Here is a 13625-nt window from a genome sequence, read left to right on the forward strand (position 1 = left end):
AGCCAGGATGTGGGTTTATTGCCTTTCTGGCTGATGCAGATCTCGGCGCTTCGCTCCCCTCATCGATTTCTCTGGCGCAGGGCCTCGGCAGGGGACGTTTCCTGCTCTGCGATGGCGGGTTTTGGACTCCGCCGACGTGGAGACTGCTCCAGATGGCCGTCGACGATTCGGAATCGAGCTCAGCGTTCTCGAGCAACGTGCTGATTGTTCTTGCGCTGGATGCGACTGGTCGACCTAGCATCAAGGACGGCATTCTTGGCGATGTGGCGGCCGCCACTGTTCGAACGGACACTGTCTCAATCGAGGATTGGCGCATCTCCATTGTTGTGGGCGCGGGTCGGATGTGCGTACTGGAGGCATCGGCTGACAACGAGTTGCGTATTCGCGGCGCGCAGTCGATCACGCTCGCGGGCGGCAGCGGCAACACCATCAATACCAGCCTGACATTCATTCAGGCAACAAAGGACGCGAGCCAGAGGGGAGGGTGGAACTCGGCCCGGATGGTGTTGGACGGGGATGTCAATCAAGGCTCCTTTGCGCAGCTATGGAATCCCGGCATCAGCTACTACTTCGGCGAAGCGCAGACCATAAGGTTGCCACTACTCGCGCCGTGGGTCAGGGACGTGCGCGTGGGCCTGCGGGCTCGACTCAACCCGTTTCGACATTGGCATGGCGATAATCCAGGCGATCCATTCTGCTCGTCGGTCCGCATCATTACGCTAACCACTCCGGGACCAACCCCGAACCCGCAACGCGCGTTTCTCTCGACGTTGCGGATCGCCGACGGCACTGCCGTATACCTCCAGCCCGACCTGGGTGAGTTCGTAGTCGAGCAGCAACTGCACGGACAGTCTGATCTCGTTCCTTCGGGACGTTTCGGGATACAGGTTGGCACTAAAGTTGGGCGCCCCGGGGCGGTGGCGCCATTGCTCCTTGGGGGGGCGGCCACAGAGTTCATGCATATATCGAACGATCCAGAACGCCGGGAGTACATCGATTTTGTGCCAGGCATGAACGCCTATTCGCCCATCGAGATGCCCGCGAGCCTGAATAAGTCTCTGCAACTGCCCTCTTGGCTCGCGCGGTCCTTCAAAGGCGGTCTCGGCCAGAATCTCGAGCCTTACCGCAAGACTTCTTGGGCGAAACTGGTGCCGCGGAGTGGTGACCTGGTCGAGTTCGTGCTTCAACCACATGAAGCCCCGGCGTACTCGCCCACGGCACCAAAGCCACCCAACGGCAAGTCGCCGGAGGCCGCCTGGGGCTTCGCGAAGAACCCAATACGAAAAGACCCAGTGTTAATTCCGTTGTCGCCCGCAGGAGGCGTCGACTATTCCAAGCCAGCGGCGCGCGACGCCTACGCGTTCTTCGAGCAGAGCGTGCTTTCGCCAGTTCGTGTCCGGACGATCGGGGATGCACCCGCGAGGCTTCTCTCACAGGCGAGGCTAACAACGGATGGATGGATCACTACGCCGCAAGGCTTTCTGGTCCGCATCGAGAACGAGACTTGGCAGGAAATCAGGATCGCCTCCAGCCTCGACGAGGACGCAAAGACCAACCTAGAGCTGACGTTTCACCGACCCAAGGGATCGCCGCGCTGGGTCATTGAAGATGCACTCCGGCACGCGGAAGTTTTTCTCGTCATCAGCTTCCCACTTGATCCAAGCCAGTATGGCGATGTGGGCCGCGTCGAAGCAACGGTCCACGTGCGTGGCTGGAAGTTCGACCTGCTGCTGCCTGTGCCGCCGAGCGGACTCTCTACGAACGTGCCGAGCAAGCCGCCGATACTCGTGGTGAAGTTCGGCAAGAAGTCGACCGAAAGCTTGGTAAGCGAGTTCACCTCCTGGCTGTTTCCGGACGTGTTCAACAAGCCCGGGTCGGCCCGGGGCGTGCAGCAGCGTTTGCAGAATGACATAGCAGAGTACAAGAGGCGGGCGACTTCGGGAAACGCCGACCAGAAGGAGATGTACCGCGGCTTTAAGGAGCGAATCGTGGCCGACAACTGGAACGGCGTCATGGTCTTCGACGCGCTTCCAGTGGGGTTTCCCGAGCAAGCAGCGGGCATGGAGGCTGGGATCGCCAAATCGAACTTCTCCGCTCCCTACTTCGGTATCGACACAAACAGGATCGAGGCACAATCGGATGCCTCTCTGAAGATCACGCGTAGTTCCTTCTTTGGACTAGTCGATTACGAATACAAGAATCCAGCTTCACAGGGCACCCGGCGCAAGAGCGCTTCGAAACTGCTCAATGAAACTGATCCGATCCTGCGCGGCCACGACGAAAACCGATACGGCATGCGGGTCGATCGTCTTGCGGTGCAGTTCGAGGACTCGGCGATTCGGCGCTTTGATGCTTTGCTCACACTCAGGCTCGGCTCGATCGCCGGTGGTTCGTTCGAGGAAAAGCCGAAGAGCAGGACCTCGGATGCGTTCGCACACGACCTGAAGATCCAAGGTCGCTACGAGGTGCGAGTGCGCGATGGCCATTCGGAAGACATCTACACCTTCGTTAACGAAGACATCAAGACGTTGCCGTTTGGAACGGACAATCCCATCCTCGAGTCCGTCACGGTCGAACGCGTCGAGCTACGCAGTACTGTCACGAAGGGAGCGCCGGAGCACGTCCACACCCGCTTTGCAGTCACAGGCAAGCTCGCATTCAAGAAAACACAGGGCGATCTGCTGTCTCTCGATGAGTTAGCGTTCTCCAATACGGCGGTCACTCTTGAATTCGATCGGGCTGATGGCGATGTGAGCCCGAAATTCGGATTCGAGGCCGGTGCAATGCAAGCTGAAATAAAGACGTCTCGTCCCGGTGGACTGCTCGAGCGAATCGGAGCCCAACTCCGAGGTTTCGTCTGGTCAGGCCGGACTCGTGCGGACGCGAGCGGGACCGTAGCCGCGAAACTGCCGAAGTTCCCCAGCGACTTCGGCTATTTCAACCTCAAGTTCCCGGGTATTGAAATCAAGGATGGCTTCGACTTCGCGCTCGAGGTGGAAGTTGCACTCGGTGGCCTTGGCAAACTCCTTGGGCTGCAGAACAAACTTACGGGGCGCGTCCTGCTCGGCTGGCAGTGGAATGTCGGCAGTGTCCAGATGCCAGCGCTGGGGTTCAAACTATCGGGGGTCGAGGGCAAGCTTGAGATCGGTATCCAGGGCGTCGTGCGTTTCATTGCCCAAGAGGTCGCGCTGCTAACGGCAGGTGATTTGCCGCCAAACCAGGGGCTCACGGCGGCACTTGCGCTTGCCGGGGCCTTCGTCGAGGTACTCGGAAAAGCCGTTCCCGAGAAGAAGAATGTCACGCTAATGGTCGTGTTCGCTGAGGGTGGGCCCGCCGGATGGCTGGTCGGCGGTAGCGATTACAAGATTGTTGGTGGATTCGAGATCCCAGTCCTCATACTAGGGCAACGCCTCAAATGGCTGGCTCAATCCGGTGCAGCGTGGAATGCGCGCGCACTGGTTGTGGAGGCGCGAAAGAACCTACTAAATGGAAAATTAAACGAAGACGGCGACAGCGCCACGTTTAATCCGCAAACCGATGGCCCAAAGTTCAAGCAGCGCCTCAAGAAACTGTTCTCGGAAAGTGGGATCCTCTACGACAGAGGTACCGACTGGACCGTTGCGACGGAGGTGAAACTCGGCGACGCCGCCAATGTGCATTTCGTCATGAGCGACGAGCAGCAGGCACTGTACGGTGTACATGTCGCCGTGCCCGCGACGGCGAGTTTCATCGACATCGACGTTCTGTATCGCAAGATCTCTGACGAGATCGGGCTCTACGCCATCGAGATCGCACCGCCGGCCGCTTTCCGTCGCATGGACCTCGGCGCTGTGACGGTGGTGCTTGGCAACCTCGGCCTTGACATCTACACAAACGGTAACTGGCGCCTTGACCTTGGCTTCCCGCGCGGTCGCGACTATTCGAGGTCCTTCAGTGCGGAACTGTTTCCGTTCATCGGCTTCGGCGGCGTCTATTTTGGGGAGAAGGGCGCTGAGGTATTGAGCCTAGTTCCTCGCGAATGGAATCCTAGCTACAACGGCCACTATGCATATTCACCAGTCATCGAATTCGGCCTCGCCGGGCGCTTCGGACTGGGAAAAACGATCGAGGCGGGAATCTTCCGCGCGGGTATTTCGCTTACGCTTTACGCCACTCTGGAAGGTGCTTTTGGCCGGCTGGCAAAACTTGATCCCCCCTATCCAACCCCGGAGCCATCGGCCGTCCATTGGCGCATAGTTGGCACTGCGGGACTTCTCCTCGAGGGTTACGCAGTCGTTGATTTCGCCATCATCAAGTTCGGGTTCATGCTGGCTGCCTGGGCAGAGGCTGGACTTGCCCTTGAGCCCAGGGCGCCGATCACTCTCAGCATCGACCTCGGCGTCAGCGTGTCGCTCAGGTTGGTCATTGCACGCATCGGCATTCCGTTCGACGGAACGCTCGAGATTGCAGTCGACCTGCATTTCGAGACCGTGATTCACCAGGATTGGAGCCTGGGCACGCTCAACATTCGGGCGGCTGGGCTGCCGGGAGCGATGCTGAGGCTCGCCAACCCCTGGACGGCATTCGAGTACTTCGCGCACCCGCAGCCGTTCAAACTTTTCCTCATTATCGACTATTCGCTCGAGACCAGCAGCAACGCGGGACGTGAAGAGGCTGAAGCCAAGCTTCAAGTCGGTTTGCTGTGCGACACAGAAGCTAGGACTACAGGTGATTTCCCGGCGGCTAGCCTCCTAGTGGTGGCCATGGCGTGGGCGCTGAAGCCTGTGCTGGACCAACTCTATGGGGGTGACTGGAACAAGTTCATCGTTCGGCCGAATGACGTGCAAACGGTTCTGGATTCTCTCGAAGAAAAGGGCGCAAAGAGCGGACCGGCCTATTCACAGATCGCATCGTTTCTCGCGAAGAATCTGCAGTTCGTCATCTCACATCCGGCCAGCGCGCGGCCGCAGGTTGGCAGCGGTACGCCCCCCAAGGCTCTTGATGCTGCCTACTTCCCGACATTCCCCGAACTCAGCTTCGCATTGAACGACCGCGATGACTTCACTGGACATACGGTCGGCATTCCAGGAGCAGAGGTTGTCAATGCGGGCTATGAAGACGCGTTACGCAAGTACTTTGAGGACGCGGTCGAGCAGTTGAAGGAACGCGACACCAGGATCGCACGGAAGAAGAGTGCTGCGACAAGACCGGCAACTCAGCTGATCTTCGAGGATTGGTTCTTGTCGGTACTGCGGGCCGGGCTCAGATTTGTGATCCGCTCGGTTCAACAGAAGCCGATCGGCTGGCGAGACCTCGAGCTCGCAATGATGACCCCGTCCTCTGAGACCTTGGACAGCCTCCATAAGGTCTATGCCGAGGCCAGCACGCTGCATCTAGCCGGATTGAGAGTTCCCGCCCCAGGTGCCCGCTTGCAGTCGTGGGCGGAAGCGCACGTTGCGGGCAAGCGCCCGCGCTCCCGCAGCGTGGATACATCCGCGATGCCGCTTGTTGCTCTAACCGGCCAGCAAGTCGGCCTGGCATGGTTGGACTCGCATTGGCCGGACAAGGGCACGCTGTACCTAAAGGCGCAGTCGGGCACTCCATGGGTCTTGATCGATACATCGCCAGCTGTTGATCCCGCGAGTGGCACGACCCTACCCTACCAGTGGCCAGTCGACAGAGACATCATGGCTGCGTTGGCGGCCGATGCCCCGTCTATCGGCAATCAGATTCAACTTGCAAGGATGGACCAGCTTCCGCCCGCTGCAGAGAGCCCCGTCGAGATCCCGTTTGGACCACGATACGAGGTCGGCGGCACCGATAAGGGAGCGCTGTGGCTACTGCCGGACGACCAGGCGCCGAGAGCCAGCGACCGCGGCGCCCCACCGCTTGCTGCAACCTTGTTGCTGAGGGAGCGTCGGGAAAGCCTGACTGTATCGGGTTCGATACACACCGCGGATGTGGAGGTTGACTTCGCTCCGGCGTCGGTCGTGGAAATTATCCTGCGGCAAGCCCAAGAAAGTTCCGGCAACCGGACGGGGTTCGAAATCGTTGGTGGCAACTACCGCGCTCAGCGTCACCTCGAGATGCTTGCCTTGGCGATTCAGTCTGGAAGCGTGGAATTCGAATTGCCTGCGCAGTTCTTGCGGCCGTTTTCGAAAAACAGCTATGTCAAGCACGTCGACGCGCAAGGCATCGGCAAAGTACTCGGACTCGAGCCAAACGAGCCTGGCATCTATCTGCGTCCGCAGCAATCTCTTCAATTGCAGCAGGACGAAGGGCCGTGGATCTACCGCTCGAACCTAGCACGGATCACGCAGCCACCGGTTAGTTTGCTAAGCTCAGCGCCCGACGAGGCGCCCTATCTGGCTAGCCTTGCTCTGGAGCAGGACTTACCGCGTGCGCTGACCATGCTGAAGGATGCGAGCGTGCTTAGCTCGGGGGGATACTGGCTAATCTGCAGTAGGCCCCTCGGCGACGAACTCAGTCAGCTGTTTGGCGATAGAGCTGAGTTGGCCGTTACGCTCCTCTTGAAATCGAAGCGAGCGCCGATTGCCAGCCACCAGCACGCCTGGTCCGATGCATTCAATGCTGCCTTCGTCAAGGAGGCCACCCTGCAGGGGGCCGATGAACCTCCGCGTGTCGCAGTGATGCGGTTCAATCGTTCCGTGCTGCGGCCGGTGCAGCCGCATGGTTGGATCCGGTTTCGCCCGCAGCGCATCGAAGGAGTCCGGTCCCCAATTGTTCGCCTCGCTGCCTCAGGCCCTCGGGCCGTGCAGAAGCAGGAGATTCATGACGGATTGCTGGGATCGCTGGCAGACAAGTTCGACCTGCTGGAGATTTCCACCGAGGCATCCGCCGCCTTCCAGGCGGTGTCGCCAAACAAGATCGTGCCTTACACCCGCGCTGACCCAAACGACAAGGATCGCTATAACGTCGCGCTGCCAATCAAGAATTTTCATAAGGGATCAACTGCAGCCGAGCCGAACCCGTACGCCGGGGTCGGAGACCGTATCACGGTCAAGTTCGGGTTGCGAGACGTCTATGGCAACAGATTGCCGGGCTATGAGAAGCGCAGTCAGGGCGACCTCAAGTACTTTGATCGCTTGATTCCCCTTGGGGAACTGCCCGGAGTTCGGATGAGCTACTCGTTCGCGCAAGCGGGCCGTGGTGTGGAGGTCGCGCTGCGATTCGAGACTGCTGTCCTGCGCCGCATGCTGCAGGACTCCTACAAGACGCGCGATCCCGGGCAGCCGCACAATCCGGCAGCAATGATCGAGGAGCGCCTAAAGGAGTTCAGAAAACGCTTTGTCCAGTGTTTATGCCAGCTTGATCCGAGTAACAAGGTTTATGCCGAGGTGAGAATCCATGGCCCTTTGACCGGTGGCGTGAATTCGATAAATGCGGAGATCATACGCTTCCTTACGGATGTACGTGACCTGATTGATAGTGTGCTGGCCAAGACAGAACCCGCGCTCGGACTGTGGTGCGACGAAGGTAGCGTCGAGAAACCCGACCGCGTAAAGGATGCGCTTTGGCTGATCCAGCCCCAGTCGAACCTCAATCTGACCAAGCCCCGCGCTGGTCTTTCGCCATCTGAACTCGCACTTCGCCTCAACCTCGTTGTCTTTCGAGACAGCAGTCTGGTGTGGACCGACCCCACGACCGGAGCAGCTGTTGAAGGCTGCGGGCAGGCGGAATCAAAAATCTATCCAACTTTGGACCATCGGGACCAGCTTTCCACCGATGCTGTCTGGGGCGAGTTCTCGGCACGCGTTGAGGCCCAATACAACCAGTTCAAGGTAGCAAGGCTGGTTGACCGACGCGCATCTGGAATTGCGACCGAATCGACCGAGGTCTACCTTGTACCTGAGGCCCTTGTGCGCATAGAGAGTCCGACGGACCCGTCGCAGGTGCTGAGTTGCGCGACCAAACCCCTCAGGCAGTCCTTGGCTTCGGGTCAAGCGCTGGTCTTGCGACCGGGCAGCCAAACCCAGGTCGAGATGTTCGTGAAGGACGTGGACTTCGACGAAACGATGTACCGCTTCACGGAGTTGCTCGAGCGCACCCTTGTGCCGATCTCCGGGCGCAGCGATGCGTTGGAGACGCTTGCGCGGGCGGTTCATATGAAGAGCGAGTTGGCGCAGATCTTCAAGCTCCGGATCGAGTGGGTAACACGCATGCAGAGCAGTGCAGTGAACGATCGAACGAGGTTTGTCGCCCACGACGAGTTCCTGCGCAATCTCGCGGTTGCCTTTGCACCTGGCGCGTTCCTTCAGGTGCCGATGAATATCGCCCCCAAGCTCTACGGCTTGGACACGGTGTCGGCGTTTGGCCGTATCGAGATCCGTGAGGCTCGCGCGAAGATGGACGGTGTGGCGCCTCAAGTCGTTTTCTCGACCATGGCGAAGGTTCCGCTCGACCGACGCGGTAACTACATGGCAGACGTAGCGTTCTACGTGCCCCGAAATAGCTATGCGGACGGAAGGCGAGGCGAAATAGATGGCACCCTCGCATTCGAGCCGCGCTACCTCCAGATTCGTGACGATGAGGGGCTCGCACTGGCATCAGACCTTGACGTCGGACGCAGCAAGTGGCTTGAGCTGATCCGACCCAGCAGTCAATCCTGGGTCCAGAACGAGTTCAAGGCAAGGTTGCCATCACGTTTGGTCCCTCGACCGCCGAAGATCGATGAGCAGAGGGCGAAGTTCACGGGCAACCTAGCCGCGACTCCTTCTCCCAGCCTCTCGTGGGAATACTCCGTTGCGCTGACGCCTGCGGAGAGCACGGTGGACGGGGACATGATTTCGTGGACCATAGAGTATCCAGCACCTATCGTCGGACGCAGCGAGATGGCTAGTCAAGTCGGGGCAACACTCTTCGATTGCATGGCCAGCATCCGGCAGAACCTCGAATCCGGGGCACTTTCAACCAAGCCCGAGGCTCTCGACCTTCTTATCCGCGAAGGCTACAGGTTGGTTGATGTGCTTCAGTCTCGAGTCATGACGTTGTCGGCGCTCCCGGACGTCGAGACTGAACTCCTAGTCTTCACCAACACGAAATGGGAGTTCGAGAAGACTCCTCCGCCCGCTGATTTCAGCTTAACGAACAGTCCGCTGGTGCTGACGCGGACGCGGTTGCCCGTTCTTGAGCGGCAGGCGGCGGTATCGAAGTTCAAGGCATACAGGAACCTAAAGGAACTGGGGGGCGGCGTCGATTCCAACAGGGAATTCGTCTATGAGTCGCAGGAGATCGGAGCCGGAGAGCCGGTCTCACCGAGCACTGCTCAGTCGAATGTGGTGCTTCCGAGAGCGGCCTCGCAGTTGCCTGCCAATGCGATTGAGCGTTACCTGACGTCTTTGCTGGCTACGATATCGGAGTCGGCCCCACTCAACCTCACTCTCCAAGGCCGACTCTGTGTTCCTAAGGGCGGGGGGCCAAGACCCATCACCGACCCCACTAAGGATGTACCAGACCGTTACTGGTACTTCCATCCGTTGGTGCTGCAGCCAAACCTGACTCTGCGCACCGTTGCGGAAGTGCAGGCTTTCGCCCGACAAGTGGCACGAGACGTCGTGGACGCGCTCAACGAGGCGACCATCGATCTGACGCCGGGCCAGCGTAGAGCGATCTCCCTCGATATCAACGTTCGCGGTGGGCCATTCGAGAAGATCGGGCGTGTATCTCTGGTACAACTTGATAACGCTTTTGTCCCCATTTAGCCAGCTCTCATTTCCCACCGCTAGCGCTGAGGTGCTCGCGACGATGACATTCCGGAAAAGGGTACGCCTCAACGGGCCGGCATGGTTCGTGACTGACTTTACATAGGAGTTAAGCCATGGTCGACAGGAAGAAAACCACTCCGCGCCAAGCGGGTTTGTCCAAGGATCCCAATCGCGTAGGTATTTCGAAAGCTAATAGAGTCGTTCAGGGCGAAGAAGATAGTGTTTACCTGAGTTTGCTACGGGAACTGCTCGCTCAACACGTAGCATTTTTTCCGCAGGGACTGACACGGATCTCTACTTCAATTTCACACGAAGGGATGTCACTTACAGTAGAAGGGCCCGCACACTCAATTCTTCCATTCGGTGAGTCTCGTTGGGATTCCGAGAACTTCGCTCCTCCGGCTCCTAAGAGTGTGCCGGGCGCACCTGCGCCGGCACTCAGCACAGCAGAGGTTGTGGAACTTCAACTAGCTCCAGGCGAAGTTCCCACCCTTTCAGGCATCGCAGGAGTCTGGAGCGGCGTCTGCCGAGATTGCGGTGGTGCGCAGCCTGTCTCATGCTGCAAAGGACTTCAAAAGTTCGATAACAATTGCGCGCACTTTCTTTCCGACGCGTTGATTCGGTGTGGCTTTGCCGAATTGCTCACCGATACGTCCTTCTATCGCTGCGACAAGGGAAACTGTAAATGTCCAATGGAACGCCGCCCGATCCGAGCACGGGAAATGTGGGACTGGTTCAAGAGAAAAGCGGTCAGGAAGCATGAGAAAGTGCGCTGGGACCAGATTCCGAAGAACAGCGGGTGGTGGGGAGTATTCCAACTTGATGACTCTGCCTATTGGGGCGGACACGTCATTGTTCTCGATACGAAGGCTTGGGAATACTATGGTACTTGTTCATATCCCGCGTGGGATCAATATGCATATCAATGGTAGTTTGGTTTGCTGCGATAACGGTGTGTAAAGTGCGCATAAAGAGGCTTGCCAGCTTGAGGAGACACGCTCATGAAGGGCGCGGTTTCTTGTCACTGGGCGCGGTCCGAGACGGAATGAAGCCGCAAGAGGACTGCCTACGGGCAGCGTTCCCAAGGCAAGTGGTTTTGACGGTATCGGTGACGGTATCAACAAGTCATAATCCACGGAAAGTGGCGTAAACACTGAAGATGGATGGTGCTATTGACAATCGAATGGGAGTGAATGAAGAAACGGTCGTCGTTCTCGGCGACGATTTCTTCATGCGCGAGGCCATTTCGCTGGCCCGCGCCGCCGAATGCCTGGGCGAGGTGCCGGTCGGCGCCGTCGTCGTCAAGGCGGGCAAGATCGTCGGGCGGGGATTCAACAGCCCGATCGGCGAAAGCGATCCGACGGCGCATGCCGAAATTGCCGCACTGCGCGATGCCGCGCGCAATCTCGGCAACTACCGGTTGCCTGGCTGTGAGCTGTTCGTGACCCTCGAACCCTGCGCGATGTGCGCCGGGGCCATCCTGCATTCGCGCATCGCACGCGTGGTTTATGGCGCGCGCGATCCCAAAACCGGCGTGCACGGCAGCGTCGTCGATCTCTTCGGCGTCGAGCGTCTCAATCACCACACGACGGTGACCGGCGGCATCCTTGCCGAGGAGTGCAGCGCGGTGCTGACCGCCTTCTTTGCCGAACGCAGGCGCAAGACGCCATGAAAATCCACATCTCGGTCGCCCGCCAGCTGTTGACCCTGTTCGACGATGCCGGCAAGGTCGTGCGCGAGTATCCGGTATCCACAGGCAAGGCCGGTGTGGGTGAGGTCTTCGGCAGTTTCCAGACGCCGCGCGGTCGACACCTGATCCGGGCCAAAATCGGCGCCGGGGCGGTGGAGAACACGGTTTTCGTCCGGCGCCGGGCGACCGGCGAACAGTGGTCGGCAGCTTTTGATCAGCACCATCCCGGGCGCGACTGGATCCTGACGCGCATCCTGTGGCTTTCCGGCTGCGAGCCCGGGCGGAACCGTCTCGGCAGGGTCGATACGATGCGCCGTTTCATCTACATCCACGGGGCACCGGAACGGGCGGAAATGGGCAAGCCGGGATCGCACGGCTGCATCCGCATGCGCAATGCCGACATCGTCGAGTTGTTCGACCTGGTCCCGGTCTATACGCCGGTCGACATCACCGAGGCTTGAAGCGGCCGGCCCAGCGGGCCGAAACTGCGTTCGTCGAAGGCGAAGCTGCCGTCGGCGGACTGGATAAGGACGGTCGAGGCGCGCGTTCCGTATTCTTCCGAACGGACGAAGATCGCCGACAGGCGCCGCTCCCAGTCGAGCGGAACGCCGGTATTCGGCAACTCGGTGTCGGGCACGATCTCGTCGTCGGCCAGCACCTCGAACAGGGGGGCGCGGTCGGGCAGGCGGCCGATGGCTCGCGCAAAGCCCTCGCGCGCGGTCAGCAGCTTCGGCCATGGGCTGTCGAGCAGGTGATTCGACAATCCGTAGATGCCCGGCGCGAGTTGCCGCGGGGGGGCGCCACGGTTGCTGCAGTACCAGAGCGAGCGGCCATCGCCGACCACGAGGTTAAAGCCTGAATAGGCGGCCATGTCGATTTGGTCCATGTAGTCGGCCGCCGTCTTCCGGCCGGCGAGGAAATCCTGCGTCAGCCGGCCACGCGATTGCCGTCCCTTGCCGGCTCCCGGCTCACGAACATTGGTGACGGCGGCGAAACGCCCGCTGCGGGTAATTCCCAGCCAGGTGCCACCGGCTTCTAGGTCCCGGCCTCCGAAGACTTCGGGCGAGGGCGCCCAGAAATCGGCAAAGGCGGTCGGGCGCGCATAGAACTCGTCGCGGTTGGCGGCAACGATCAGCGGATAATCCGGGTGAGCCTGCCAGCCGACGACGATCAGGCACATTTTTGCCCTTTTTCAGGGGTTGACCGCAACAGCCTCGATCCGGGGGCCTTCGCGCGAACCGAGATGCAGGTTGTCGGCAAAATTCGACTGCACCACCGCCAGCGCCTCGTAACCGCCGGTCGGCGAGGGCGCGCCGCTGACGATCATGCCGCAGGTCTGGTCCGGATTGTCCGGCGAATGCAGGTCGGTGCCGGCCGCCAGCGCCTGGTCGCTCCTGACGCGGTACAGGTGGCGTTTCACCTTTCCGAGATACTGGGTGCGCGCGACGATTTCCTGGCCGGGATAGCAGCCCTTGTGAAAACTCACGCCGCCGAGCTTTTCGAAATCGGCCATTTGCGGCACGAATTCTTCCTTGGTCGCTGCCGTCACCAGCGGAAAGCCGGCCTGGATGTCGAGCCAGCGCCAGGCCGGCAGGCCGGCCGCCCTGGCCTTGGGCGCAAGCTGCTGCCATAGCGCGGGAAGCGCATCGACGGCCGCGGAAACGATATAGCGGTCCGCTTCGAGCCGGATCACCGTCGCCTGTTCGCTGCTCGCCGTGGTCATCGCGGCTGACGGCGCCGGCAACGCCGCATCGGCGAGCGCCGCGGCGGCCTGCGGGCCGGCGAGGCCGAGCAGGGCGCGGCGGTCGCCTAGCGAGGCGAACTTGACCTTGGCGCGCAGCACGAACATCTGCAGGCGTTTCAGCGAGGCGGCTTCGAGATCCGCCGCCAGGGCCAGCTGGTAGGCATCGGTCGTGCGCCAGGCGAGGAAGCTGGCCTGCATGCGTCCCTTGGCCGTACACCAGGCCGAATGCTGCACCTGATCGGCGCCCAGGTGGTTGATGTCGCTGGTGAACTGGCCGTGCAGAAACGCCTTGGCATCCTCGCCGGTGGCTTCGATCAGGGCCAGGTGCGCCAGCGGCACCATAACGGTCTGCTCGCGGGCTGCCTGAAGCTCGCCGGCAGCATCGCCGAAGCTCTGAATTTCGTCGGATCCATCGCCGAATACGGCTCCCTTGGATTCCAGAAAGCTGCGCCAGTTGGGGTTCATGAGGGCTCCTGTTGGGGTTTGG

At 60.2% G+C, this 13625-nt stretch carries 6 protein-coding genes; 4 read left to right on the plus strand and 2 right to left on the minus strand.

Annotation, left to right across the window (positions count from 1 at the left end):
• Nucleotides 1–152: 152 nt before the first annotated feature.
• The 4 genes from GH660_RS09200 (at nt 153) to GH660_RS09215 (ending at nt 11855) form a co-directional block, all read left to right on the plus strand.
• Nucleotides 153–9701: a hypothetical protein gene (locus GH660_RS09200; RefSeq protein ID WP_153146366.1), complete on the plus strand. Its 9549-nt coding sequence runs from the start codon at nt 153–155 to the stop codon at nt 9699–9701.
• A 116-nt stretch (nt 9702–9817) separates the two neighbouring features.
• On the plus strand, nt 9818–10636 hold the full coding sequence (locus GH660_RS09205) for a hypothetical protein (RefSeq protein ID WP_153146367.1): 819 nt from the start codon (nt 9818–9820) through the stop codon (nt 10634–10636).
• Nucleotides 10637–10893: 257 nt separating this feature from the next.
• Nucleotides 10894–11376 carry a tRNA adenosine(34) deaminase TadA gene (gene tadA, locus GH660_RS09210; RefSeq protein WP_228276437.1) on the plus strand — a complete coding sequence of 161 codons (483 nt, stop codon included), beginning with the start codon at nt 10894–10896 and terminating at the stop codon, nt 11374–11376.
• Nucleotides 11373–11855, plus strand: a complete 483-nt coding sequence (locus GH660_RS09215) for a L,D-transpeptidase (protein WP_153146369.1) — start codon at nt 11373–11375, stop codon at nt 11853–11855. Before tadA ends, GH660_RS09215 begins: the two co-directional genes overlap by 4 nt.
• Here GH660_RS09215 and GH660_RS09220 read toward each other — a convergent pair.
• Nucleotides 11825–12574 (minus strand): NRDE family protein, encoded by a 750-nt coding sequence (locus GH660_RS09220; protein ID WP_153146370.1) that lies wholly within the window; start codon nt 12572–12574, stop codon nt 11825–11827. The genes GH660_RS09215 and GH660_RS09220 overlap by 31 nt on opposite strands.
• A gap of 12 nt (nt 12575–12586) precedes the next feature.
• Nucleotides 12587–13603: a folate-binding protein YgfZ gene (locus GH660_RS09225; protein ID WP_153146371.1), complete on the minus strand. Its 1017-nt coding sequence runs from the start codon at nt 13601–13603 to the stop codon at nt 12587–12589.
• Nucleotides 13604–13625: the final 22 nt, after the last annotated feature.

This window comes from Dechloromonas sp. H13, assembly GCF_009469615.1.
In the GTDB taxonomy this organism is placed as follows: Bacteria; Pseudomonadota; Gammaproteobacteria; order Burkholderiales; family Rhodocyclaceae; genus Azonexus.

Excerpts from the sequence above, each read along its gene's own strand:
- GH660_RS09225 (WP_153146371.1), bottom strand. The coding sequence starts at position 13,603 with ATGAACCCCAACTGGCGCAGCTTTCTGGAATCCAAGGGAGCCGTATTC.
- GH660_RS09220 (WP_153146370.1), bottom strand. The coding sequence starts at position 12,574 with ATGTGCCTGATCGTCGTCGGCTGGCAGGCTCACCCGGATTATCCGCTG.
- GH660_RS09215 (WP_153146369.1), top strand. The coding sequence starts at position 11,373 with ATGAAAATCCACATCTCGGTCGCCCGCCAGCTGTTGACCCTGTTCGAC.
- GH660_RS09205 (WP_153146367.1), top strand. The coding sequence starts at position 9,818 with ATGGTCGACAGGAAGAAAACCACTCCGCGCCAAGCGGGTTTGTCCAAG.
- GH660_RS09200 (WP_153146366.1), top strand. The coding sequence starts at position 153 with ATGGCCGTCGACGATTCGGAATCGAGCTCAGCGTTCTCGAGCAACGTG.